This window comes from Pseudomonas sp. P5_B3, from assembly GCF_056400405.1.
In genome coordinates this window covers 75809-102416 of the sequence record NZ_JBFULI010000003.1, presented here as the reverse complement: position 1 = coordinate 102416, position 26608 = coordinate 75809, and the positions used below count along the sequence as shown (strand labels likewise).

The 26608-nt window shown below is 61.0% G+C and carries 19 protein-coding genes; 11 read left to right on the top strand and 8 right to left on the bottom strand.

The features are described from left to right. The first annotated feature begins 68 nt into the window (after nt 1-68). From AC1DRN_RS03385 to AC1DRN_RS03370, 4 genes are read left to right on the top strand one after another with little or no spacing between them, the layout of a single operon-like run. Nucleotides 69-1079 carry an ABC transporter permease subunit gene (locus AC1DRN_RS03385; RefSeq protein WP_223458645.1) on the top strand — a complete coding sequence of 337 codons (1011 nt, stop codon included), beginning with the start codon at nt 69-71 and terminating at the stop codon, nt 1077-1079. Between the two features lie 10 nt (nt 1080-1089). Further along, nucleotides 1090-2001: an ABC transporter permease subunit gene (locus AC1DRN_RS03380; protein ID WP_223458643.1), complete on the top strand. Its 912-nt coding sequence runs from the start codon at nt 1090-1092 to the stop codon at nt 1999-2001. A gap of 10 nt (nt 2002-2011) precedes the next feature. Further along, on the top strand, nt 2012-2980 hold the full coding sequence (locus AC1DRN_RS03375) for an ABC transporter ATP-binding protein (protein ID WP_008051721.1): 969 nt from the start codon (nt 2012-2014) through the stop codon (nt 2978-2980). Then, the gene (locus AC1DRN_RS03370) at nt 2980-3960 is read left to right on the top strand and encodes a peptide ABC transporter ATP-binding protein (RefSeq protein ID WP_223458641.1); all 981 of its coding nucleotides are present in this window, start codon (nt 2980-2982) and stop codon (nt 3958-3960) included. Before AC1DRN_RS03375 ends, AC1DRN_RS03370 begins: the two co-directional genes overlap by 1 nt. A 198-nt stretch (nt 3961-4158) precedes the next feature. Here AC1DRN_RS03370 and AC1DRN_RS03365 read toward each other — a convergent pair whose 3' ends face one another. After that, nucleotides 4159-4413 (bottom strand): hypothetical protein, encoded by a 255-nt coding sequence (locus AC1DRN_RS03365; protein ID WP_223458639.1) that lies wholly within the window; start codon nt 4411-4413, stop codon nt 4159-4161. Between the two features lie 343 nt (nt 4414-4756). Continuing rightward, nucleotides 4757-6340, bottom strand: coding sequence for a peptide chain release factor 3 (locus AC1DRN_RS03360; protein WP_056728283.1), 1584 nt, complete (start codon nt 6338-6340; stop codon nt 4757-4759). A 439-nt stretch (nt 6341-6779) separates the two neighbouring features. Between AC1DRN_RS03360 and AC1DRN_RS03355 the strand changes: the two genes are divergently transcribed. The 5 genes from AC1DRN_RS03355 (at nt 6780) to AC1DRN_RS03335 (ending at nt 12320) form a co-directional block, all read left to right on the top strand. Further along, nucleotides 6780-7496: an ABC transporter permease gene (locus tag AC1DRN_RS03355; RefSeq protein WP_223458637.1), complete on the top strand. Its 717-nt coding sequence runs from the start codon at nt 6780-6782 to the stop codon at nt 7494-7496. A gap of 20 nt (nt 7497-7516) precedes the next feature. Further along, nucleotides 7517-8410, top strand: a complete 894-nt coding sequence (locus tag AC1DRN_RS03350; protein WP_223458635.1) for a glycine betaine ABC transporter substrate-binding protein — start codon at nt 7517-7519, stop codon at nt 8408-8410. 12 nt (nt 8411-8422) lie between these two features. Beyond that, on the top strand, nt 8423-9115 hold the full coding sequence (locus AC1DRN_RS03345) for an ABC transporter permease (protein WP_223458634.1): 693 nt from the start codon (nt 8423-8425) through the stop codon (nt 9113-9115). 222 nt (nt 9116-9337) lie between these two features. Beyond that, the gene (locus AC1DRN_RS03340) at nt 9338-10495 is read left to right on the top strand and encodes an osmoprotectant ABC transporter ATP-binding protein OsmV (RefSeq protein WP_223458632.1); all 1158 of its coding nucleotides are present in this window, start codon (nt 9338-9340) and stop codon (nt 10493-10495) included. Between the two features lie 661 nt (nt 10496-11156). Next, nucleotides 11157-12320, top strand: a complete 1164-nt coding sequence (locus AC1DRN_RS03335) for a type III PLP-dependent enzyme (RefSeq protein WP_095942382.1) — start codon at nt 11157-11159, stop codon at nt 12318-12320. Between the two features lie 105 nt (nt 12321-12425). Here the strand turns inward: AC1DRN_RS03335 and AC1DRN_RS03330 are convergent, their stop codons facing one another. Both AC1DRN_RS03330 and AC1DRN_RS03325 read right to left on the bottom strand, forming a co-directional pair. Next, nucleotides 12426-13154 carry a tetratricopeptide repeat protein gene (locus AC1DRN_RS03330; protein WP_223458726.1) on the bottom strand — a complete coding sequence of 243 codons (729 nt, stop codon included), beginning with the start codon at nt 13152-13154 and terminating at the stop codon, nt 12426-12428. Between the two features lie 30 nt (nt 13155-13184). Then, a complete protein-coding gene (locus AC1DRN_RS03325; protein WP_223458630.1) occupies nt 13185-13865 on the bottom strand; it encodes a Fe2+-dependent dioxygenase in 681 nt (226 codons plus the stop codon). A 207-nt stretch (nt 13866-14072) separates the two neighbouring features. On the opposite strand from AC1DRN_RS03325, the gene AC1DRN_RS03320 reads away from it, so the two are divergent. Next, entirely contained in the window at nt 14073-16415 is a 2343-nt protein-coding gene (locus AC1DRN_RS03320; protein WP_223458628.1) for a TonB-dependent receptor, read from the top strand. A gap of 269 nt (nt 16416-16684) precedes the next feature. Continuing rightward, entirely contained in the window at nt 16685-19213 is a 2529-nt protein-coding gene (locus AC1DRN_RS03315; RefSeq protein ID WP_223458626.1) for a PepSY domain-containing protein, read from the top strand. Nucleotides 19214-19347: 134 nt separating this feature from the next. Here AC1DRN_RS03315 and AC1DRN_RS03310 read toward each other — a convergent pair whose 3' ends face one another. The 4 genes from AC1DRN_RS03310 to ptsP all read right to left on the bottom strand — a co-directional run bounded on the left by AC1DRN_RS03310 (nt 19348) and on the right by ptsP (nt 26530). After that, nucleotides 19348-20889: an alkaline phosphatase D family protein gene (locus tag AC1DRN_RS03310; protein ID WP_223458624.1), complete on the bottom strand. Its 1542-nt coding sequence runs from the start codon at nt 20887-20889 to the stop codon at nt 19348-19350. A gap of 87 nt (nt 20890-20976) precedes the next feature. Next, complete coding sequence (locus tag AC1DRN_RS03305) at nt 20977-22716, bottom strand: PTS fructose-like transporter subunit IIB (protein WP_223458621.1); 1740 nt, start codon at nt 22714-22716, stop codon at nt 20977-20979. A gap of 11 nt (nt 22717-22727) precedes the next feature. Next, nucleotides 22728-23669, bottom strand: coding sequence for a 1-phosphofructokinase (pfkB, locus tag AC1DRN_RS03300; protein WP_223458619.1), 942 nt, complete (start codon nt 23667-23669; stop codon nt 22728-22730). After that, nucleotides 23669-26530, bottom strand: coding sequence for a phosphoenolpyruvate--protein phosphotransferase (gene ptsP / locus AC1DRN_RS03295; protein WP_223458617.1), 2862 nt, complete (start codon nt 26528-26530; stop codon nt 23669-23671). The genes pfkB and ptsP overlap by 1 nt, the downstream gene beginning before the upstream one ends. Between the last annotated feature and the right edge of the window lie 78 nt (nt 26531-26608).

The window sequence follows — 26608 nt, the reverse complement described above, 5'->3', positions numbered from 1 at the left end:
AAAACTCCCGGCATGCCTGACCCAGGCATGCCGGGCACGCCTAACCGGCTGATGAGGTACAACACACGATGTTTAGTTTTATTGCCCGCCGACTGGGGTTACTGATCCCCACGTTCTTCGGTATCACCTTGCTGACTTTCGCGTTGATTCGCATGATCCCGGGCGACCCCGTGGAAGTCATGATGGGAGAACGCAGGGTCGATCCCGAAATGCACGCTCAGGCAATGGAACGCCTAGGTCTGAACAAACCCCTGTATGCCCAATACCTGGATTACATCGGCAAACTGGCCCACGGCGATCTCGGTGAATCCCTGCGTACCCGTGAAAGCGTCTGGACCGAATTCACCTCTCTGTTCCCCGCGACCCTGGAACTGTCCTCGGCCGCGCTGTTGTTCGCCGGTGTCCTGGGCCTCTTGGCCGGGGTGATCGCGGCACTCAAGCGAGGATCCCTGTTCGACCATGGGGTGATGGGCATCTCCCTGGCGGGATATTCGATGCCGATCTTCTGGTGGGGCCTGATCCTGATCATGTTCTTCTCGGTGTCGCTGGGCTGGACCCCAGTGTCCGGGCGGATCGACCTGCTCTACGACATCGAGCCACGCACCGGCTTCATGCTGATCGATACACTGCTGGCCGATGACGTCAGCGCGTTCCTCGATGCCCTGCACCACCTGATCCTGCCGGCCATCGTGCTGGGTACCATCCCGCTGGCGGTGATCGCGCGGATGACCCGTTCGTCGATGCTCGAAGTGCTGCGTGAAGACTACATTCGCACTGCCAAGGCCAAGGGTCTGTCTCCGTCGCGCGTGGTATTCGTGCACGGTCTGCGCAACGCGCTGATTCCGGTGCTGACGGTGGTCGGCCTGCAAGTCGGCACCCTGCTGGCCGGCGCGGTTCTGACCGAGACCATCTTCTCGTGGCCGGGCATCGGCAAATGGCTGATCGAAGCCATTGGCGCGCGGGATTACCCCGTCGTGCAAAACGGCATCCTGTTAATCGCCTGCCTGGTGATTGTGGTCAACTTCGTAGTGGACATCCTCTACGGCTTTGCCAACCCACGCATCCGTCACCAGCGCTGAGATCATGACCATGACCACTCCAATTCCATCGGTAGCAGTCGATCAAAGCCTGCTGTACCCGTCTCCGTACAAAGAATTCTGGCAAGCGTTCTCCAAGAACAAAGGTGCCGTCGCCGGCCTGATGTTCATGTTGCTGGTGATTTTCTGCGCGATCTTCGCCCCGTGGGTTGCCCCCCACGACCCGAGCGAGCAGTACCGCGATTTCCTGCTGACCCCGCCGGCCTGGCTGGAAGGTGGGCAACTGCAATTCCTGCTCGGTACCGACGAACTGGGCCGCGACCTGCTGTCGCGCCTGATCACTGGCTCGCGCCTGTCACTGATGATCGGCTTGTCATCGGTGGTGATGTCGTTGATTCCGGGCATCCTGCTGGGCCTGTTCGCCGGGTTCTTCCCGCGCGTGGTCGGCCCGACCATCATGCGCCTGATGGACATCATGCTGGCCCTGCCGTCCCTGCTGCTGGCCGTGGCGATCGTCGCCATCCTCGGCCCTGGCCTGATCAATACCGTGATCGCCATCGCCGTGGTGTCCCTGCCGTCCTACGTTCGTCTGACCCGCGCTGCGGTGATGGGCGAACTGAACCGCGACTACGTGACCGCCGCGCGCCTGGCCGGTGCCGGCCTGCCACGCCTGATGTTCGTCACCGTGCTGCCTAACTGCATGGCGCCGCTGATCGTTCAGGCCACCCTGAGCTTCTCCTCGGCGATCCTCGATGCCGCCGCACTGGGCTTCCTCGGCCTTGGCGTACAACCGCCAACCCCTGAGTGGGGCACCATGCTGGCTTCGGCTCGCGACTACATCGAACGCGCCTGGTGGGTGGTGAGCCTGCCTGGTTTGACCATTTTGCTCAGCGTGCTGGCAATCAACCTGATGGGCGACGGCCTGCGCGATGCGCTGGACCCGAAACTCAAGAACGCCGCCTGAGGAGATTCCCATGTCACTGTTAGAAATCAAGAATCTCAACGTTCGCTTCGGCGACAAAAACGCCACGCCAGTGGTCGATGGCCTCGACCTGCAAGTGGACAAGGGCGAAGTGCTGGCCATCGTTGGCGAATCGGGTTCCGGCAAGTCCGTGACCATGATGGCGCTGATGGGCCTGATCGAGCATCCGGGGATCGTCACCGCCGACGCCCTGAATTTCGACGGCAAGAACATGCTCAAGCTCAACAATCGCCAGCGTCGACAGATCGTCGGTAAAGACCTGTCCATGGTCTTCCAGGATCCGATGACCGCGCTGAACCCGAGCTACACCGTGGGTTTCCAGATCGAAGAAGTGCTGCGCCTGCACCTGAAAATGTCCGGCAAGGCCGCGCGCAAGCGCGCTATCGAACTGCTGGAAAAAGTTGAAATCCCGGGTGCCGCCAGCCGAATGGACGCCTACCCGCATCAACTGTCCGGTGGTATGAGCCAACGCGTCGCGATTGCCATGGCGATTGCCGGCGAACCGAAACTGCTGATCGCCGACGAACCGACCACGGCGCTGGACGTGACCATTCAGGCGCAGATCATGGACCTGCTGCTGGCGTTGCAGAAAGAGCAGAACATGGGCCTGGTGCTGATCACCCACGACCTCGCGGTCGTTGCCGAAACCGCCCAGCGCGTGTGCGTGATGTACGCAGGGCAAGCGGTCGAAGTCGGTCAGGTGCCGCAACTGTTCGACATTCCGGCACACCCGTACAGCGAAGCGCTGCTCAAGGCGATTCCGGAACACAGCCTGGGCGCCGCGCGTTTGTCGACGTTGCCAGGCATCGTGCCCGGTCGCTACGACCGCCCGCAGGGTTGCCTGCTGTCGCCGCGCTGCCCTTACGTGAAAGACAACTGCCGTCAACAACGTCCGGCACTAGACCAGAAAAGCAACAGCCTCGCTCGCTGCTTCTACCCGCTGAACCAGGAGGTGGCGTAATGGCCGTCGTTCTTACCGCCCGCGACCTGACCCGTCACTACGAGGTGTCCCGAGGCCTGTTCAAGGGTCACGCCACTGTGCGCGCCCTCAACGGCGTGTCGTTCGAACTGGAAGCCGGCAAGACCCTCGCCGTCGTCGGCGAGTCGGGTTGCGGCAAGTCCACCCTGGCCCGTGCCCTGACCCTGATCGAAGAGCCGTCCTCCGGGTCCTTGAAAATCGCCGGCCAGGAAGTCGCCGGTGCCGACAAGGCCCAGCGCAAACAACTGCGCAAAGACGTGCAGATGGTGTTCCAGAGCCCGTACGCCTCGTTGAACCCTCGGCAGAAAGTCGGCGATCAACTGGGTGAGCCGCTGCTGATCAACACCAACCTGAGCGCCGCGGAACGTCGCGAGAAAGTCCAGGCGATGATGAAGCAGGTGGGCTTGCGTCCCGAGCACTACCAGCGTTATCCGCACATGTTCTCCGGCGGTCAACGCCAGCGGATCGCCCTGGCCCGGGCGATGATGCTGCAACCGAAAGTGCTGGTAGCGGACGAACCGACTTCGGCGCTGGACGTGTCGATTCAGGCGCAGGTGCTCAACCTGTTCATGGATTTGCAGCAGGAGTTCAACACCGCCTATGTGTTCATCTCGCACAACCTGGCGGTGGTACGCCACGTTGCCGACCACGTGATGGTGATGTACCTCGGTCGCCCGGTGGAAATGGGCCCGAAAGAGGATATTTACTCCCGTCCTCTGCACCCCTACACCCAGGCGCTGTTGTCGGCGACGCCAGCCATCCACCCGGATCCGAACAAGCCGAAAATCAAGATCGTCGGCGAATTGCCCAACCCGCTGAACCCGCCGTCCGGCTGCGCTTTCCACAAGCGCTGCCCGTACGCCACCGAGCGTTGCAGCACTGAAGAGCCGGCCCTGCGCCTGCTCGACACTCGCCAGGTGGCTTGCCACTACGCCGAGCAATTCCTCGACGGCGCGGCATAAAAAACTGTAGGAGCCAGCCTGCTGGCGATTGCGACATACCAGTCAACATTTCTGTTTACTGACAAACCGCAATCGCTAGTAGGCTAGCGCCTACAGGGATTGAGCTGCTCAAACTCTTGATGCGTTGACCAAACCCCTTCCGCCTCGATTGCGCATCAGTCAGGCAGAAGGGGTTTTCTTTTACTTGCCATTGAGCGACTAGGTCTGGCTGTCACCTTCTTCTTCATCGGAGTCCGGCTCGTCGGTAGTCGAGTCATCGTCGTTGTCAGCGCCACCCTGCCCTTGATCTCCCGGTTCCGATTCGGACTTGGCAAGCATCAACCCCGCATAACCCGCCTGCCCGCTCGAAGCCTGCTCCCCATGATCGATACACTCGGCCCACGCCATCGAAGTTCCGAGCGAGAGCATCACCATCACCTTCAACAGCAGTAAAACGCGAAACAACCTGTTCATAGCCGATTCCTTCCTTTCGTAGAGTGCCTGTCTGGTGCTGAGTGAAATCTAGTTCCGATCAGCCGGGTTCTCCAGATTGGACGTTGTCGAACCCGCGGAAATGCCCTTGGATTGGAGACTGGTTTGGAATAGGGGCGATTCCAAATTCAACTAACACCGAAGAATCCTGTGGGAGCGAGCTTGCTCGCGATGACGGACCTGCCGCCAGCATTAATGTCGACTGACACACCGCTATCGCGAGCAAGCTCGCTCCCACAGGGATCCATCGTCAATCATGGAAATGCGGACAATAAAAAACCCCGAGGCTTTCGCAACGGGGCTTTTGAATTTTGCAGCTCAGTGCTTAGTGATGCTCACGCGTCGCACGGAATTTAACATCCGGCCAGCGCTCTTCCATCAGTGCCAGGTTGACCCGCGTAGGCGCGAGGTAGGTCAGGTGACCGCCGCCGTCCAGTGCCAGGTTTTCCACAGCCTTGTTGGAGAATTCCTCAAGCTTCTTCTTGTCGCTGCATTCGATCCAGCGCGCGGAATAAACGGTGATTGGCTCGTAGGAGCATTCGACCTTGTATTCCTCTTTCAAACGGCTGGCGACCACATCGAACTGCAGCACACCGACGGCGCCGAGGATGATGTCGTTGCTGCGCTCCGGGAAGAACACCTGGGTCGCGCCTTCTTCGGCCAGCTGTTGCAGGCCCTGGCGCAATTGCTTGGATTTCAGCGGATCTTTCAAACGCACACGGCGGAACAGTTCCGGGGCGAAGTGCGGGATGCCGGTGAAACCCAGGGCTTCGCCTTCGCTGAAGGTGTCGCCGATCTGGATGGTGCCGTGGTTGTGCAGGCCGATGATGTCGCCGGCAAACGCTTCTTCCAGCTGCTCACGCTCGGAGGAGAAGAAGGTCAGCGCGTCGCCGATCCGCACGTCCTTGCCGGTGCGCACGTGGCGCATCTTCATGCCTTTTTCGTACTTGCCGGAGCAGATACGCATGAAGGCGATACGGTCGCGGTGTTTCGGGTCCATGTTCGCCTGGATCTTGAAGATGAAGCCCGAGAACTTCTCTTCCACCGGCTCCACGGTGCGCTCGTTGGCCACGCGTGCCAGCGGACGGGGTGCCCAATCAACGACGGCGTCGAGTACGTGGTCGACACCGAAGTTGCCCAGCGCCGTACCGAAGAACACCGGGGTCAGTTGACCGTCGAGGAACTCCTGCTGGTTGAACTCGTGGCAGGCGCCCTGCACCAGTTCCAACTGCTCGATGAAACGCTCGTATTCGTCACCCAGGTGCGCACGGGCTTCATCGGAATCGAGCTTCTCGATGATCTTGGTTTCGGTGCGCTCGTGGCCGTGACCGGCGGTGTACACGATGATGTAGTCATCGGCGAGGTGATACACGCCTTTGAAGTCACGGTAGCAACCAATCGGCCAGGTGATCGGCGCCGCCTTGATCTTGAGGACGGCTTCGATTTCGTCGAGCAGTTCGATCGGGTCGCGGATGTCACGGTCGAGTTTGTTGATGAAGCTGACGATCGGCGTGTCACGCAGACGGCAGACGTCCATCAGGGCGATGGTCCGTGGCTCTACACCCTTACCGCCGTCGAGCACCATCAACGCCGAGTCCACCGCCGTCAGGGTGCGGTAGGTATCTTCGGAGAAGTCTTCGTGGCCCGGGGTGTCGAGCAGGTTGATCATGTGCTCGCGATACGGGAACTGCATGACCGACGTGGTAATGGAGATACCACGCTGCTTTTCCATTTCCATCCAGTCGGAGGTGGCATGGCGATCGGATTTACGCGATTTCACCGTACCGGCTACCGCAATCGCCTTGCCCATCAGCAAGAGCTTCTCGGTGATGGTGGTCTTACCGGCATCGGGGTGGGAAATAATGGCGAAAGTGCGGCGTTTCGCGACTTCGGCGGCCTGTTTGGTCATGGGAAATCGCCTGGCAGGTGATTCAAAAAAGGGCGCAGATTATAGCCCAAGTTGATCGAAGAACCGAACCGTTGAGCACATCAGGGGTGGCCAAATGCTGCTTCAGATGGGAACCTTTTAAAGCACGGAGACGTCCACTCCCCCGTTACGACCACTCGTCGGGGGCCTGAAACACCTGCAATTCGGCCTGACGAGGCTGTGCTCATGGCTCGATAAGCCGTACGCATTACACGGTAGGAGCGAGCTCGCTCGCGAAAAACGTCCAGACAACGCGTACATTCAGGTACCCAGCGTTATCGTTGACGCCCATCGCGAGCAAGCTCGCTCCTACATTGGAATGCGCTCGGCATGAGCTGCTTATCGCGAGCATTTTTTCGGCAGCCAGGAATGGCGTTGCCACACGAAAAAGTGTTCGCCGACTGAAAAAAGGAGTCCGCCTGTGGCTATCCACTATGGCAAAGGGCTGATAGGAGGCGCGCTGGTAATCGCCCTTCTGGCCCTGCTGATCCACTGGATCGGCATCAATACGATCGAACTTTACCGCGACGATTTGTTGTTTTACCTGCAAGCTCATCTGGTTCTCGTCCTCGCGTCCATGCTGGCCGCCCTTGTCGTGGGCATTCCTGCCGGTATCTTCCTCAGCCGCCCGTCCATGGTCGGCCGTGCCGAACGCTTCATGCAGTTCTTCAACATCGGCAACACCGTTCCACCCCTGGCCGTCCTGGCCATCGCCTTGGGCATTCTCGGCATCGGTAGCGGCCCGGCCATCTTCGCTCTGTTCCTCGCCTCTTTGCTGCCCATCGTGCGCAACACCTACGAAGGCCTGAAAAACGTTCAGGGCTCGCTCAAGGAAGCCGCCGTCGGCATCGGCATGACCCCGCTCCAGGTGCTGTGGAAAGTCGAATTGCCCAACGCCGTGCCGATCATCATCGGTGGCGTGCGCGTGGCATTGGCGATCAATGTCGGGACGGCGCCGCTGGCGTTCCTGATCGGCGCCAACAGTCTCGGCAGCCTGATCTTCCCCGGCATCGCCCTGAACAATCAGCCGCAATTGCTGCTCGGCGCGGCCTGCACCGCCCTGCTGGCCTTGTTGCTCGACGGCCTGGTGACACTCGCCAGCCGCCTCTGGCTCGAACGCGGCTTGCGCCCGTCTTAAGCCTCGGCAAAGGAATCGTCATGAAAACTTCAAGCTTTTTACTAGGCTGCGTCCTGCTGTTCGCAGGATTTTCCCAAGCCGCTGACAAACCCTTGATCCGCATCGGCGCCCGGGTGTTCACCGAACAGACCCTGCTGGCGGAAATCACTTCGCAGTACCTGCGCACCAAGGGTTACGAGGTGCAAGTGACCGGCGGCCTGGGCAGCAATCTGGCCCGCAGCGCCCACGAAAGTGGCCAGTTGGACATGCTCTGGGAATACACTGGCGTTTCGCTGGTGGCCTACAACCATGTCACTGAAAAACTCGACAGCGAACAGTCCTACGCACGAGTAAAAGAACTCGACGGAAAAAAAGGCCTGGTCTGGCTCACCCCGTCGAAATTCAGTAACACCTACGCCCTCGCCCTGCCGAAGAACGTCGCCGACCAATACCCGCACATCAACACCATCAGTGAGCTGAACACGGTGCTGCGCAAGGAAGCCGATACCAACAACCTGGTGGCGCTGGATACCGAGTTCGCCAACCGTTCGGACGGTCTGGATGGCATGGTCAAGCTCTACGACATGAACCTGACCCGCAAGAACATCCGGCAGATGGATGCCGGCCTGGTCTACACCGCACTGCGTAACGGGCAAGTGTTTGCCGGTCTGGTCTACACCACTGACGGTCGCCTCAACGCCTTCAAGCTGAAGCTGCTGGAGGACGACAAGCACTACTTCCCCGACTACACCGCCGCGCCGGTGGTGCGTCAGGCCTACCTCGATGCGCATCCGCAATTGGCCGCACAGCTCAAGCCGCTGGCGGAACTGTTCGACGACAACACCATGCGCGAGCTCAACGCCCGGGTCGACGTCGAGCACCAAAGTCCTTCAGCCGTTGCCGCCGATTTCCTGCGCCAGCACCCGATCAATTAAGGAGGAGAAGTCATGGAATTCCTGAACGCCTTTTCCCATCTCGACTGGCCATTGGTCTTACACCTGACGTGGCAACACATCACCCTGGTCGGCATTGCCGTGACCCTGGCGATTCTGGTCGGCGTGCCATTGGGCATTTTGATGACACGCTTCCCGACCCTCGCCGGGCCATTGCAAGCCAGCGCCACGGTGCTGCTGACCGTACCGTCGATTGCCCTGTTCGGCCTGCTGCTGCCGTTCTACTCCAAGTTCGGCCAGGGCCTGGGGCCGATGCCGGCGATTACCGCGGTGTTCCTGTACTCGCTGCTGCCGATCATGCGCAACACCTACCTGGCCCTGACCAATGTCGAGCCGGGTATCCGCGAAGCCGCCCGCGGCATCGGCATGACCTTCGGCCAGCGCCTGCGCATGGTCGAATTGCCCATCGCCGTGCCGGTGATCCTCGCCGGTGTGCGCACCGCCGTGGTGATGAACATCGGCGTCATGACCATCGCCGCCACCATCGGCGCCGGCGGCCTCGGCGTACTCATCCTCGCTTCCATCAGCCGCAGCGACATGTCGATGCTGATTGTCGGCGCCGTACTGGTCAGTGTGTTGGCGATCATCGCCGACCTGATCCTGCAAGTGCTGCAACGTTCGCTGACGAGTAGGGGGTGTTCGCCGCAAATGACGGGCGCGCCGTCGCCCCACAAAGCGCAAGACTAGGCGCGAGGAGAGAGATTTGGTTTCTTCAAATGAACGACGAGCAACGACGGATTGCGCTTTGTGGGGCACGGCCCTCCGGGTTGGAGCTGTGATCTCGCCGGGCTGCGTTGTGGGACTTGAAAAGGAAACGACATTTCCTGCGTCCCACGCCTTGCCCGGCGAGATCACAGCTCCAACGCGCTCCGCCATTTGCGGCGAACACCCCCTACTTGGACTGCTCAAATGATCGAACTTCAAAACCTCAGCAAGACCTTCCAAAGCAACGGCAAAGATGTGAAAGCCGTGGACTCGGTGAGCCTGACCGTCAATGAAGGCGAAATCTGTGTGTTCCTCGGGCCATCGGGTTGCGGCAAAAGCACCACGCTGAAAATGATCAACCGCCTGATCAAACCGACCTCGGGCAAGATCCTGATCAATGGCGAAGACACCACGGGCCTCGACGAAGTGACCCTGCGCCGCAACATTGGCTACGTCATCCAGCAGATCGGTCTGTTCCCGAACATGACCATCGAGGAGAACATCGTCGTGGTGCCGAAACTGCTCGGCTGGGACAAGCAAAAGTGCCACGACCGCGCCCGCGAGTTGATGAGCATGATCAAGCTCGAACCCAAGCAATACCTGCATCGCTATCCGCGGGAGTTGTCCGGAGGCCAACAACAGCGGATCGGCGTGATTCGCGCACTGGCCGCCGATGCGCCACTGTTGCTGATGGACGAACCCTTCGGCGCGGTCGACCCGATCAACCGCGAGATGATCCAGAACGAGTTCTTCGAAATGCAGCGGGCGCTGAACAAGACGGTGATCATGGTCAGCCACGACATCGACGAGGCGATCAAGCTCGGCGACAAGATCGCGATCTTCCGCGCCGGCAAGCTGCTGCAGATCGATCACCCGGACACTCTGCTCGCGCACCCGGCGGATGACTTTGTCAGCAACTTTGTCGGCCAGGACAGCACGCTCAAGCGCCTGCTGCTGGTGAAAGCCGAAGATGCGGCGGACAACGCGCCATCCGTCAGCCCGCATACACCGGTGGTCGAAGCGCTGGAGTTGATGGACGAGCATGACCGACGCTATGTGGTGGTCACTTGTGCCGGGAACAAAGCCCTGGGTTACGTACGACGTCGCGACCTGCACCGTCAGACCGGCACCTGCGCGCAGTACCAACGCGACTTCAATGCCACGGCGGCGTACGACGAACATTTGCGCATCCTGCTGTCGCGCATGTACGAGTTCAATCGGGCGTGGCTGCCAGTGATGGATGCCGAGCGGGTGTTTTTGGGTGAGGTGACGCAGGAGTCGATTGCTGCGTATCTGAGCTCGGGTCGTTCGCGCGGGATGAAGACCAATATCGTCTCGCCAGCTGAGGCGGTGATCGCCTGATCACTCATATCGCCCGGTAAAAAACGCAAAACTTGTAGGAGTGAGCCTGCTCGCGATGGCGCGATGTCAGTCAACGACGATGTTGGCAGTGAAAATGCCATCGCGAGCAGGCTCGTTCCTACAAGGTTTGTGCATTTTTTGAGTAATCGGTAAGCCGGAAAAAAATATCAACAGTAACGTCTGTAAAAGCCACCCGGAAACACGCTCTGAAATGGTCAAATCTCCTCTCAACCTACCTTTTCGCCGCCAACGTCGCCTATATTGTCGCCATCGCACTTCCTAGTGACTTGGCGCACAAAAGCGTCGAACGTGCAGGTATTTTTAACACTTCATAAATCTTCGGGAACATCCGACTGTCATCTGTGTCGGTTACAAAGAGTGATGCCCGTAACGCGCGTCAGAAGAGTGCAAAAACGCGACATTTTTTGTTGATCTCAAGCCCCTCACGCCCTAAAGTTCGCGCCGAACGTCCATGCTGGAAACGATCCATCCGGCTCAAGTACTGACGACGAGACAGCAAGGCCAAGGGAAAGCTGCACTTCCCATGGCCTTTTTGCTTTCGGCGACATGCCTTGGGAAGTAGGCGAACCAAAGTGGGGATACGGAGGACGTTCATTTGCACCCATTGATTAACTACGTTTGCCACTAGGAGCTCCCAAGTATGTCGATCCAGGTCGAAGACTATTTCGCGCGTGAAACCTTTCAGAAAATGAAGGCGTTCGCCGACAAACAGGAAACCCCGTTCGTGGTGATCGACACCGCGATGATCAGCCAGGCCTATGACGACCTGCGCGCCGGTTTCGAATTCGCCAAGGTCTACTACGCGGTCAAGGCCAACCCGGCCGTGGAAATCATCGACCTGCTCAAAGAGAAAGGCTCGAGCTTCGACATCGCCTCGATCTACGAACTGGACAAGGTGCTCGATCGCGGCGTCAGCGCCGACCACATCAGCTACGGCAACACCATCAAGAAATCCAAGGACATCCGCTACTTCTACGAGAAGGGCGTGCGTCTGTTCGCCACCGACTCCGAAGCCGACCTGCGCAACATCGCCAAGGCCGCACCGGGTGCAAAAGTTTATGTACGCATCCTGACCGAAGGCTCGACCACCGCCGACTGGCCACTGTCGCGCAAATTCGGCTGCCAGACCGATATGGCCATGGACCTGCTGATCCTCGCCCGCGACTTGGGCCTGGTGCCTTACGGCATCTCGTTCCACGTTGGCTCGCAACAGCGTGACATCAGCGTCTGGGACGCGGCGATCGCCAAGGTCAAAGTGATCTTCGAACGCCTGAAGGAAGAAGATGGCATCCACCTGAAGCTGATCAACATGGGTGGTGGCTTCCCGGCCAACTACATCACCCGCACCAACAGCCTGGAAACCTACGCTGAAGAAATCATCCGCTTCCTGAAGGAAGACTTCGGTGACGACCTGCCGGAAATCATCCTGGAGCCGGGCCGTTCGTTGATCGCCAACGCCGGTATCCTGGTCAGCGAAGTGGTGCTGGTCGCGCGTAAATCCCGCACCGCCGTCGAGCGTTGGGTGTACACGGATGTGGGCAAGTTCTCCGGCCTGATCGAAACCATGGACGAAGCCATCAAGTTCCCGATCTGGACCGAGAAAAAGGGCGAGATGGAAGAAGTGGTCATCGCCGGCCCTACCTGCGACAGCGCCGACATCATGTACGAGAACTACAAGTACGGCCTGCCACTGAACCTGGCCATCGGTGATCGCCTGTACTGGCTGTCGACCGGTGCGTACACCACCAGCTACAGCGCCGTCGAGTTCAATGGCTTCCCGCCGCTGAAGTCGTTCTACGTTTAACACTCACCACTGTAGGAGCGAGCTTGCTCGCGATGGACCTGRGGGCGACGCGGGCATCCAGAAAGCACGCGTTATCGTTAACGACCATCGCGAGCAAGCTCGCTCCTACAGAGTTTGCAGCTGTTCAGTACGTTGTTTGTAATCCACAGCCATCGCCTGAATCTGTGGATCATTGGCGGCTGACAATGCCTTACAGGCCACTCGCAAAAAATTCAGGTTGCCATCGGCCAATGCCTTGCGCAGCCAGACCAATGCATTTTCGATATCCCTTTCGTCAGTCAGTACGGCTGCAAAGCTGAACTGCCCGCGAAAATCCCCGCCCTCGGCCGAACGTCGATACCAGTTACGAGCCGCTGCCGGATCCGCCGGACAGACCCGCCCTTCTTCCAGATACCGCCCCAACAGATTCATCGATTTTGCATGGCCCAACTCAGCCGCACGGCGATAGAGACTCAGTGCTTGAAGCTGATCCTCAACCACCCCGCGACCGGTCGCCAGCAGATTGGCGTAGTTGTACATCGCCCAATCCAGCCCTGCAGTGGCGGCAAGTCGGTAATGCCTGGCTGCTAGCGATGCATCGGCAGCACAGCCCCAACCATGCTCATGACAACGGCCGAGCATGTTGCGCGCCATCACATGCCCCTGGCGCGCGGCGATGCCGAACCAGCTCAGCGCCAGCGGTTGGTCCTGGGCGATCCCTTGGCCATCGAGCAGAATCTGCCCGAGCAAGGCCTGAGCCTCGACCTCTCCTTCTCGTGCGGCAATCAGGATGGCCTGGGCCGCGCGGGCCGGGCTTTCGTCGAGCATCGCGCGCAGGCGCTCACCGTCGAGCATTTCCTCGCGGCGTAAACGAAAATCCGCCACTTATACCTCGACCCAGCGACGCAGAAGGTTGTGATACGTGCCAGTGAGGCGGATCAGCGATGGATGATCGGGCACATCGCGGGTCAGTTGCTGAATCGCCCCGTCCATCTCGAACAACAGGGCGCGCTGGCTGTCTTCGCGCACCAGGCTTTGCGTCCAGAAAAACGAGGCAAGTCGCGTTCCGCGCGTCACCGCATTGACCTTGTGCAGGCTGGTGCCGGGGTACAGCACCATGTCACCGGCAGGCAGCTTCACCCGTTGGGTGCCGAAGGTGTCCTGGATTTCCAGCTCGCCGCCGTCGTAATCCTCGGGCTCGCTGAAGAACAGCGTGGCGGACAAGTCTGTGCGTACCCGTTCGATACTGCCTTTGGGCTGACGCACCGCATTGTCGATGTGGAAGTCGAAACTGTCACCGGCGGTGTAACAGTTCAGCAACGGAGGAAAGACTTTGTGCGGTAGCGCAGCCGACATGAACAGCGGATTTTTCCACAGCCGTTCCAGCATCGCCGCGCCGATCTCCTTGGCCAGCGGATGGCCTTCCGGCAACTGCAAATTGTGCTTGGCCTTGGCCGACTGGTAGCCGGCGGTGATCTTGCCATCCGCCCAATCGGCTTGTTCCAGAGCCTCGCGAATGCGCTGCACCTCGTCTTTATCGAACAGGGCGGGAATGTGCAGCAGCATGACAAAGGCGCCTGAAACCAAAGGGACGCCAATGGTATTGATTCTTATTGCCTGTGTAAAACACATCTGACGGGGGAGTCAGCAAAAACCGTAAGGGTAAATTGTAAAGAATGTAAATTAAGTGCGAATAGTAATATTTCGCAATTGTTACAAATAACTGTTTACCCTATATTCCGCCGCCTCAAATCCTTGGGGAGGGGAATTCAAATGTCACGTCAACAGCCACAAGTACCGGTCAGTTCACCACGTCTGCTCGCATCCGCCATCGGCATGGCGATTACTGCCGGCTCTGCGGGCCACATGGTTTTCGCGGCGGAAAAAACCGACGAAAAAGCACCGGACAAAGTGATTTCGCTGGGCGCCACCGCCATCACCGGTGAAGCCCAGGACGAGACGACCTACAACGTCGAGAAAGCCTCCTCCCCCAAGTACACCGCGCCGCTGATCGACACGCCGCGCTCGGTGACCGTTGTTCCGCAACAGGTCCTGAAAGACACCGGCTCGCTCAACTTGCAGGACGCACTGCGCACTGTGCCGGGCATCACCTTCGGTGCCGGTGAAGGCGGCAACCCGCAGGGCGACCGTCCGTTCATCCGCGGCTTCGACGCCCAGGGCGACACTTACCTGGACGGCGTGCGCGATACCGGTTCCCAGAGCCGCGAGATCTTCGCCGTTGAATCGATCGAAGTCAGCAAAGGCCCGAACTCCGCGATCGGCGGCCGTGGCGCAGCCGGCGGCAGCATCAACCTGGTCAGCAAGAAAGCGCACCTGGGCGATTCACTCGACGGTGGTTTCACCTGGGGCTCCGACCAGACCCAGCGCTACACCTTCGACGGCAACTACCAGTTCACCGACACCGCCGCTGGCCGTCTGAACCTGCTGAGCCACGAGAGCAACGTCGCCGGCCGTCAAAGCATCGACTATGACCGCTGGGGTGTGGCACCGTCCCTGGCCTTCGGCCTGGGCACGGACACTCGCGTCAACCTCGACTACTACCACCTCGAAAGCAACGACACGCCAGATTCGGGCATTCCTTACTCCATCCCGACGGCAGGCTCGGCTGCCCGTACCAAGGCCAACCCGGACAAGCCGAATGACGGTGGCAACAGCAGCAACTGGTATGGTCTGAACGACCGCGACTTCCGCAAGACCCGCGCCGACACGGCGACCTTCGCCATCGAGCACGACCTGAGCGACTCGCTGACCATCAAGAACACCCTGCGTCACGGCACCAGCATGCAGGATTACATCCTGACTCAGCCGGACGACAGTAAAGGCAACGTCAACAACGGCAGCGTCTGGCGTCGCGCGAACACCCGCGTGAGCAACACCGAGACCACCACCAACCAGACCGACCTGTTTGGTGATGTCTATATCGCCGGGTTCAAGAACAGCTTCGCCACCGGTGTCGAATACACCCACGAGGAAAGTGAAAAATCCTCGTACAACGTCAACACGGACACCACCCCGGGAACGGCAGCGGTAACCACCAACTGCTCGCCGGCACTGATCGGCGCGCCAAGCGGCTTCAACTGCACCTCGCTGTCCAACCCGAACCAGAATGATCCGTGGAACGGCGCCATCTCGCGCAACTACGCCGGCACCAACACCAAGGCCGACACCTACGCGCTGTACGTGTTCGACACCCTGACGTTGTCCGAGCAGTGGCTGGTGAACATGGGCCTGCGGTATGACCATTTCAATACCCAGTACCGCACCTTTGACGGTTCCGGCGCCACCGTCGTGACCAAAGGCACCGCCGCCAAAGGCAAGGACACCAGCGAATTCGTCACTGGCCAGTTCGGCGTGGTCTACAAGCCAGCGGAAAACGGCAGCATCTATGCCTCCTACGCAACATCCGCCACCCCACCGGGCAACACTCTGGGTGAAGGCATGGACGGTAACCCGCTGGGCGGCACCACCGATCGCAACGGCAACCTGCTGAGCAGCGACATGGAGCCGGAAACCACCAAGAACTACGAAATCGGTACCAAGTGGGATCTGCTGAACGATCGCCTGTCGTTGACCGCCGATATCTTCCGCACCGAGAAAGACAACGCTCGTGTGCAGACCAACACCACCACCTTCGAAAACGTCGGTAAAACCCGCGTTCAGGGTGTCGAACTGTCGGCCAGCGGCAAGCTCACCGACAAATGGCAAGTCTTCGCCGGCTACGCCTACATGGACAGCGAGCAAGTCGATGGCGGTGACCTGCCGGCAAACAAAGCCAACGATGGCAACGAGTTGCCTAACACGCCGAAAAACAGCGCCAGCCTGTGGACGACCTATCAGGTCACGCCAAGGCTGACCATCGGTGGCGGTGCGTTCTATGTCGATGACGTGTTCGGCAGTGCAGCCAACACCACCATGGTTGATTCCTACGTTCGTTACGACGCGATGGCAGCCTACAAGCTGAGCAAAAACGTCGACCTGCAACTGAACGTGCAGAACCTGACCGACGAAACCTATTACGACAAGGCGTTCTCGACTCACTTCGCCAACCAGGCGGCCGGTCGTACCGCTTTGCTGAGCACCAACTTCCACTTCTGATTGCCACTCACACTGCAATCCCTGTGGGAGCGAGCTTGCTCGCGATGACGTCGCCACATTCAACATTTATGTTGACCGACACACCGCTATCGTCGGATCGCCGCCCGGAGCAAGCTCGCTCCCACAGGAGAGGGTGAAGGCTGAAATCAGACAAGGCCCCGTTCACCCACATGAACGGGGCCTTTGTGCGTAAAAAAGAATGCTTCTCGACAACCCCACGGCATAATGCACACCGTGATGAATCAATTTGAACGAACAAGGCGAGCGACGTGTTGAAGAAAACCCTGTTCCAGTTGCACTGGTTTTTCGGCATCAGCGCCGGGCTGGTCCTGGCCCTGATGGGCATCACCGGGGCGACGGTGTCGTTTCAGGATGAAATCCTGAGTGTGCTCAACCCTTCCGTGTTGCAGGTCGAGAAACAGGTCGCCGGTGTGCTGCCGCCCGCCGAACTGGTGGAGCACATCGAAGCCGCATCGGGCAAAAAAGTCTCGATGCTCACGGTGGAAACCGACAGCGGCAATGCCGCCAAAGTGTGGTTCACCCCACCACCGGGTGAACGCCGTGGCGAGATGCGCTACTTCGATCCGTACACCGCCGAGTTCCTGGGCGACGCCACCGGCCAGGACTTCTTCGGCCTGATGCTGCAACTGCACCGCTTCCTCGCCATGGGCGACACGGGTCGGCAAATCACCGGTGCGTGCACGTTGATTCTGGTGTTCTTCTGCCTGTCCGGCCTGTACCTGCGCTGGCCTCGCCAGTGGAAAAGCTGGCGCGCCTGGCTGACCCTGGACTGGAAGAAAAAGGGCCGCAGCTTCAACTGGGACCTGCATTCGGTGGCCGGCACCTGGTGCCTGGTGTTTTACCTCCTGGCGGCGCTGACCGGGTTGTCCTGGTCATACGAGTGGTACAACAAAGGCCTGACCCGGTTGCTCTCCGACTCACCGCAGAACGAGCGCGTTCGCGCCGGACGTGGCCCAGCGCCAAGCGGTCCGGCACCGACAGCCGATTACGCGGCGATGTGGAGCAGCATCTACAGCGCGGCCGGTCCGCAACTCAGTTCTTATAACGTGCGCATGCCGCCGGTGGCCGGCCAACCAGCGACCGTTTTCTTCCTGCTGAAAACCTCGCCTCACGACCGCGCCTTGAACCAGATCACCCTCGACCCGGCCACCGGCGTGGTCAAACGGGTTGACCGCTACAGCGACAAGAGCCTCAAGGCGCAACTACTGACCAGCATTTATGCGCTGCACGTCGGCAGTTACTTCGGCATCGTCGGTCGGATCATCCTGACCCTCACCGCGCTGAGCATGCCGCTGTTCTTCGTCACCGGCTGGTTGCTGTACCTGGATCGTCGACGCAAAAAACGCCAGATCAAGGACGCTCGCCAAGGCCTTGTACAACCGGGTAACGATGCGCCGGCATGGCTGATCGGTTTCGCCAGCCAGAGCGGGTTTGCCGAGCAATTGGCCTGGCAGACCGCCGGACAATTGCAGGCCGCAGGGCTACCGGTGAAGGTGCAACCGTTGGCGGACGTCAGCGAGCAGGATTTGCGAGACTCGAGCAACGCACTGTTCGTCGTCAGCACCTTCGGTGACGGCGAAGCGCCGGACAGCGCCAGAGGTTTCGAACGCAAGGTGCTGGGCCGCACGCCAAGCCTGGAACGCCTGAACTACGCGATCCTCGGCCTCGGTGACCGGCAGTATCAACACTTCTGCGGTTTCGCCAAACGCCTGCACACCTGGCTCGGTGAACATGGCGGCAAGACCCTGTTCACGCCGGTGGAGGTCGACAGCGGTGACCCTTACGCCTTGCGTCACTGGCAACAGCAACTGGGCCTGTTGACCGGCCACACGCCCGTCGACACCTGGCAAGCGCCCAGCTATGACAACTGGACCCTGGCCCGCCGTGAACTGCTCAACCCGGACAGCAGCGGATCCCCTGTGTACTTGCTGGGCCTCAGTGCCCCGACCACCAGCAGCTGGCTGGCGGGCGACCTGGTGGAAGTATTGCCGCGCAATTGCCCATGGGCCATCGAGCATTTCCTCGACGGCCTGGGGATTCACGGTGAGACCAAGGTGCAGCTCAATGGCCTGGAGGAAACCCTCGAACAGGCCCTGGCCAGCCGCCAGTTGCCGGAGAACCGCGCCCATCTGGTCGGCCTGCACGCGCAGGCGCTGGCAGAGGCACTCGTGCCGTTGGCCATGCGCGAGTACTCCATTGCGTCGATCCCGGCCGATGGCGTGCTGGAATTGATCGTGCGTCAGGAAGTGTATGCCGACGGCAACCTCGGCGTCGGTTCCGGCTGGTTGACCGAACACGCGCCTGTAGGCAGCTCCATCAGCCTGCGCGTACGGCGCAACAGTGGTTTCCATCTGCCGTCGCAGCCGGTGCCGATGATCCTGCTGGGCAATGGCACGGGGCTGGCCGGGTTGCGCAGCCTGCTCAAGGCGCGGATTGCCGACGGTCAGCAACGTCACTGGCTGATGTTTGGCGAGCGCCATCGCGAGCACGACTACCTGTGCCGAAAGGAGCTGGAAGAGTGGCTGATCAATGGTGATCTGGCGCGCCTCGACCTGGCGTTTTCCCGCGATCAGGCCGAAAAGATTTACGTACAGGATCGCCTGCGTGAATCGGCAGCCGAGCTCAAGAAGTGGCTGGCGGACGGTGCGGTGATCTACATCTGTGGCAGCCTTCAAGGCATGGCTTCGGGCGTGGACCAGGTGCTCAACGAGGTGCTGGGCGACGCCGAAGTGGAGCGCCTGATCGAACAGGGCCGCTACCGCCGAGACGTGTACTGATTCACTGAGTTCCCTGTGGGAGCGAGCTTGCTCCGGGCGGCGTTCCGACGATAGCGGAGTGTCAGGCGACATCACCGTTGAAAGTGATGACGCCATCGCGAGCAAGCTCGCTCCCACAGGGGGGGATGTGTCGGTCAAACCGGCTGCAACTTCTGCTCGAATACAGAAACCCCGTCCAGATCCCGCAACACCACGCTCAACTCCCCCGTTTGCCCATCGATATTCACCTCGCCAAAAAACTGAAACCCGGCAAACGGCGAGACGTTCTGCGCGGGCGGCGCCTTCTCGAATACCGCTTCCGGGCCAAAGGTCTTATCTAGCGGATTAGGCCCGAAACTGCCGGCATTCAAGGGCCCGGCGACGAACTCCCAGAACGGTTCGAAGTCCTGAAACGCCGCCCGATCCGGGTGGTAATGATGGGCGGCGCAGTAGTGCACATCCGCGGTCAGGAACAGGAAATTGCGCACCTGCTGCGCCCGCAGGAAACCGAGCAGTTCGGCGATTTCCAGTTCACGCCCCTGGGCCGGGCCGGGGTCACCGTTGGCCACGGCTTCCCAGCGCGCGACACCGGGGCTGACCTCGCCGTCGGGCACGCCGAGGCCAATGGGCATGTCGGCGGCGATCACTTTCCATTGCGCGTTCGAGGCCTGCAGTTCGCGCTTGAGCCAGTCCAGTTGCTCACGACCGAGGAAGGGTTTTGCAGCGCCCAGATTGTCATCGTTGGCCCCGCGATAGCTGCGCATGTCCAGCACGAACACATCGAGCAGCGGACCGTAACCGAGCTTGCGATAGATCCGCCCGCCGCCATCGGCGCTCTGCAAACGCATCGGCGCGTATTCGAGCCAGGCCTGGCGTGCGCGGCCCACCAGGCTGTGGATATCTTTGCTCTGGTAACGCGCATCCAGCTGCTTGCCCGGCGACCAGTTGTTCACCACTTCGTGGTCGTCCCACTGCCAGATCTGCGGGACCTCGGCATTGAAACGACGGATGTTTTCGTCCATCAGGTTGTAGCGGTAATTGCCACGGTACTCATCGAGGGTCTCGGCGACTTTGCTCTTGGCCTCGGTAGTGATGTTGCGCCACACCCGTCCGCCTTCTGTGGTGAGCTGCGCCGGTATCGGGCTGTCGGCGTAAATGGTGTCGCCGCTGTGGATAAAAAAGTCCGGCAGACGCCGGCGCATCGCCTCGTAGATCCGCATACCGCCAATGTCCGGGTTGATGCCGAAACCCTGGCCGACGGTGTCGCCACTCCAGACAAAACGGAGGTCGCGCCGGGTCTGTGGCACGCTGCGCAAGTGACCGAACCAGGGCTCGCTGGCAACGCCGCTCTGGGCGTCTTCAAACTGCACACGGTAGAAAATCGCCTGGCCGGCAGGCAGCCCGGTGAGTTCGACCCGGGCGGTGAAATCGGTGCGCGCATCGGCCAGGGGCGAGACGAATCGCCGAGGGTTGGGAAACAGGCTGCGAGTGTCCCACTCCACCACCATCCGTGCGGGGCGGTCGCAGCGGCTCCAGATGATCGCCCGGTCGCCCAGCAGGTCGCCGGACTGCACACCGTCGGTGAGTTGCGGCCGATCCTTGACCGAAGCGATCACCGCCGGCGCCAGCCCTGGCAACAACAACCCGGCGCCGACCGCTTGCATCACACGACGACGCCCGAGGTTGAAATCGCTCATGGTGTTCTCCCTGAAAAAGGAAAAACTAAAGCATGGACCTATGACCCTGGCATGACACAAATCTTCCCAACACCACAGGGGCAGGTGTCAGGCTGTGACGGGCTCTACCGCCAACTCCACCACCTCCGGCCGCTTCACCAGCGCATACACCACCGCCGTCAACAGGCTCCCCGCCACAATCGCCAACAAGTAAAGCAGCGCATGGTTGATTGCATTCGGGATCGCCAGCACGAAAAACCCACCGTGGGGCGCCATCAGTTTGCAGCCGAAATACATCGACAGCGCACCGGTCAGCGCACCGCCGGCGATGCTCGCCGGAATCACCCGCAGCGGGTCTTTCGCCGCAAACGGAATCGCCCCTTCGGAGATGAAGCACAGCCCCAGCACCAGCGCCGCTTTACCGGCTTCGCGTTCGGTCTGGGCGAACTTGCGCCGCGCAATGAATGTGGCGATGCCCAGACCGATCGGCGGCACCATGCCGGCCGCCATGGTCGCCGCCATCGGCGCGTAGCTCTGCGACGCCAGCAAGCCCACCGAGAACGCATAGGCCGCCTTGTTGATCGGCCCGCCGAGGTCGACGCACATCATGCCACCCAGCAATACACCCAGCAGAATCGCGTTGGTGGTGCCCATGCTGTCGAGGAAATGCGTGAGCCCGGCAAGCATCCCGGCGACCGGTTTACCGACCACGTAGATCATCACCAGACCGGTGAACAGACTCGCCAGCAACGGAATGATCAGGATCGGCTTCAGCGCCTCAAGACTTTGCGGCAATCGCGCATAACGGTTGATCGCCTTGGCCGCATAACCGGCCAGAAAACCGGCAATGATCCCGCCGATGAAACCGGCGCCCAGGGTGCTCGCCAGCAGACCGCCGATCATCCCCGGCGCGAGGCCCGGACGGTCAGCGATGGAATAGGCGATATAGCCTGCCAGCAGCGGCACCATCAGCTTGAACGCGGTGTCGCCACCGATCTGCATCAACGCCGCCGCCAGCGTGCCCTGCTCCTTGAATGCGGTGATGCCAAATACGAACGACAAGGCGATCATCAAGCCGCCGGCCACCACCATCGGCAACATGAATGACACACCGGTCAGCAGGTGTTTATAGACACCGGTTTTCTCTGATTTGGCTGGGCCCTTGGCGCTGCTCGAAGCGCTTTCCTGCTGGCCTTCGGCCAAGGCCTTTTTCAAAGTCGCTTCAGCTTGCTTGAGAGCGATACCGGTGCCACAGCGATAGATTTTCTTGCCGGCGAAACGCTCGGTGGCGACTTCGATATCAGCCGCCAGCAGCACCACATCGGCCTCGGCGATCGCTTGCGCGCTCAATGGATTGCGCGCACCGACCGAACCCTGGGTTTCCACTTGCAGGTCATAGCCCAGGCGTTTGGCCGCTTGCTGCAAGGCCTCGGCAGCCATGAACGTGTGAGCGACACCCGTCGGGCACGCGGTGACGGCCACCAGTCGCGGCGCGTTTTTAGCCACCGTCACAGGTTCGACGACGGCTTCGTCAGCAACATAAACCTGAGCGTCCTGCGCTCCACGCCGCAACACGGCTTCCACGTCTTGCAGGGCCTGGGCCGGGGTGCTCTGGAACAGCCGCTTACCGACAAACCGCGACATGTCCACCGGCGCGCTGCTCACCAGCAGCACCCACTCGGCCGCATCGAGAGTGGCCGCCGACAGTTGTTTTTCGGGATGCGCGGCATCGGTGATTTCGACACTGGTGCTCCAGCCCTGACGCTGAGCCGCGGCATCGAGCAGCCGGGCACACAGCACACTGGTGACCATGCCGTTCGGGCAGGCCGTAACGATGGCTAATTTCATGACAAACCCTCTTATTGTTCTGTCAGGGGACGCACGCGCACACCCTGTTCGAGCTGCGCCAATTGCGCTGCATCGCCAATGCCGAAACCGATCTGGGTCACTGCCATCGCGGCAATCGCCGTGGCGGTGCGTAAGGTCTGCTCCGGCGTATCGGCACTGAGCAAACCGTGGAGCATCCCCGCCAGCAACGAATCACCCGCGCCCACCGTACTGGCGACGCTGACCTTGGGCGGAGTGGCATGCAGTGCCGAACCGACGCTGAACCAGTTCACACCCTCGGCACCATGAGAAATCACCACATGTTCGATGCCCTGGGCGTGCAAACGCTCCGCCGCTATGGACTGGGAACTGACCGACACAACCTCGCAGTCCAGCACCTCGGCCAGCTCTTCAGTGTTGGGTTTGATCAGCCAGGGTCCCGCTTTCAGCGCCGCACGCAACGCCTCGCCGCTGGTGTCGAGGGCAACGCGCAGCCCCAGGCTTTTCAAACGCAGGACCAACGCCTGCAACCACTGCGCGCTAACGCCCAGGGGCAAACTACCAGCAACCACCACCGCATCGTGACCCGGGGCAATCTGCTCCAGTCGATCAATCAAGGCCTGCTGCGCCGCCTCGCTGACCTGCGGCCCCGGCCCATTGATGTCGGTAATGCGACCGTCGCTTTCCGCCAGTTTGATGTTGCTGCGGGTTTCACCGGGAACGCGGATGAACGCATCGACAAAACCGCGTTTGGCGAACAACGCTTCGAACGCTTGCAGGTTGTCTTCGCCAAGAAAACCACTGACGGTCAACTGATGCCCAAGGTCGGCCAGCACTTGCGCCACGTTCACGCCTTTGCCGGCGGCGTGGGTGTGCATCACATCGCTGCGGTTGACCTGGCCGGCTTCAAGGCGCGGCAACTGTACGGTCAGGTCCAGCGCCGGGTTGAGGGTCAGGGTGAGAATCCGGGCCATTACAGGGCCTCCACTAATGCGCGCACTTCATTGGCGCTGCCCACGGCCAAGGCCTGTCGGGCAAGGGTTTGAGTCTGAGTGAAGCCCAGTTCGCGAATCCGCGCCTTGACTTCGGCAATGCTGCGAGCGCCGACGCTAAGTTCGTCCACGCCGAGGCCGACCAGCACCGGCACCGCCAGCGGGTCAGCCGCCAGCTCGCCGCACACACCGACCCATTTGCCGTGGGCATGGGCCGCGCGCACGGTGATGTCGATCAGTTGCAGCACCGCCGGATGCAAGCCATCGGCCTGGGCCGACAGCGTCGGATGGCCACGGTCGATGGCCAGGGTGTATTGGGTCAGGTCGTTGGTACCGACGCTGAAAAAGTCGACCTCTTTGGCCAGCACCGGCGCCAGCAACGCCGCCGACGGCACTTCGATCATAATCCCCAGTTGCAGGTCGGCAACCGGAATTTCCCGGCGCAAACGTTCGGTCATGTCACGGGCCTGACGCCACTCGTCGACGCTGCCCACCATCGGGAACATGATCCGCAGCGGCCGGTTGTCGGCCGCCCGCAGCAAGGCGCGCAATTGCGCTTCCATGACCTGCGGGCGCTGCAAGGTCAGGCGTATGCCGCGCACGCCGAGGAAGGGGTTTTCTTCCTTCGCAATCGGCCAGTACGGCAGCGGTTTGTCGCCACCGACATCGAGGGTACGCACCACCAGCGGTCGCCCGGCCAGACCGTCGAGAACGCGACGGTACTCGACTTCCTGGGTCGCTTCGTCGGGCGCTTGCGAGTGGGCCATGAAGATCAGTTCGGTGCGCAACAGGCCAATGCCTTCGGCGCCCTGCTCCACCGCGCCGGTCACGCCAGCGCTTTCACCAATGTTGGCGAACACTTCGACGGCGTGGCCATCGGTGGTCAGCGCGGGTTGATGGCGCCGTTCAGCAGCCGCCTTCAAGCGCTGCTCGCGGGTATCGCGTTCGGCGGTTGCGCGCTGCAAGGTCGCCGCGTCAGCGTCCACATGCAGACGACCACGCTGGCCATCGAGCAGCAATGGCGTGCCCGGTGCCAGCAGCAAAACGCCAGGGCCGGCGCCGACCAGTGCCGGAATACCCAGGGCCCGGGCGACAATCGCACTGTGCGCCGTAGCACCACCCCGGGCGGTGAGAATCCCGGCCACGCGAGCGGGGTCGAGACGCGCGACGTCGGACGGGCCGACTTCGTCCATCACCAGAATGTATGGTTGATCCGGTTCGCTTGGGGTTTCGATGCCACAGAGTTGCATCAGTACCCGACGCCCGATGTCGCGCAAGTCGGCTGCGCGCTCGGCGAGCAAGGCATCCTGCAACGCTTCCTGCTGCCGGGCCGCCGCTTCAATTACGGCCATCCACGCCGCCTCGGCGCTTTCGCCCTGCTTGAGGCGCGCATCGACCTCATCAGTCAGTTCCGGGTCGTCGAGCATCTCCTGGTGAGTGATGAAGATTTCGCGAATGGCCTTGCTTTTGCTGCGCTCGATCAAGCCCTGAATGTCACGGCGCACCTGCGCCAGTGCCTGCTGGAGGCGCTCACGCTCGATGCCGGCGGACTCGCCGCGCAACGGGTAATCGATGGTTTGCAGCACTTGAATATGCGCCGGGCCGATGGCGATCCCCGGCGCGGCGGCAATTGCCTGAACCACACTGCCTGACACCGGGGCGAGGACCACTTCGGCCATCTCGGCAACGACTTCGCGTGCCTGGCTTACTGGCGGCAGCGGTTCGACTTCCTCACCGAGGCCCTCTTCGATGGCCGCCAACAGGGCCGGCAACGCGTCAGCCGCGATGCCCGGTTCGGCAATGATTTCCAGAACCTGCCCCCGACGGGCGCCGAGGCTGAGCAACTTGCTCAAACTCTTTACCGACACCGCGCTGTCGTGACCATCGACAATGCGCACGCGGATGTCACCTTCAAAACTCTTTGCCAGTTGCGCGAGGATTTTCGCCGGCCGCGCATGCAAACCGTGGGCATTGGCCAACACAATACGCGCACTGGGCCAGTCGGCGGGCACTTCACCACCGAGCACTTCGAGGACTTTGCGGCTGCTGGTGGCGCGCCCCAATTCATGGCCACGCCCTTCGATCAACAACGCGCACAGGCGTTCGAGCAGCGCTTGATGGGCCTCACCGAGGCTGGCCAGGCAGAACAGTCCATTGAGTGGCTGGCCGAGATAGCGCAGCGGTTTGTCCGGGGTGACGAAGGCCAGTCCCGGGCGCTTCACCGTTTGCTCGCTGTGCAGCCACCACAGACCATCGCCCAGGGGCAGCGCTTCAACCTGCTGCAGCACGGCGGAGAAACCGTTGCTCACGCAGTCGGCCTGCCGCAGCAGACGAGCGCCGCGCCAGACCAGCTCTTCGAAATCTTCGGCCGCCACACCGAGGCCGATCATCTGCGCATCCAGCGCCAGCTCCTGTGGCGCGCCTTGCAGCAACTTCAGCAATGCTTCGGCGGAACCGGCGCGACGCAGGGCCTGGCCCAGATCAGTCTCGCCGAGGGCGCGGGTCAGCAATTGCAACAGGCGCAGATGTTCATCGGATTTGGCAGCGATTCCGATCGCCAGGTAAACGATATGACCATCGCCCCAGTCCACACCTTCAGGGAACTGCATCAGGCGCACACCGGTGGTGAACACCAGGTCGCGGGTTTCGGGTGTACCGTGGGGGATCGCAATACCTTGACCAAGAAAGGTCGAGCCCTGGGCTTCCCGCGCCTGCAATCCGGCGAGATAACCCTCGGTAACCAGGCCGTCGGCGACCAGATGCCGGGCCAGCAGTTGCAGCGCTGCGGATTTATCCACAGCCGACTGGCCCATGGATATCTGCTCTACAGTGAGCTCGAGCATGCTTTCTCCTTTTTGGCGCCTTGGGGCGCCAGGTATTGTTTTGAATGAGCCAGCTTAGGCGCTTGTTCGTCACTTTTG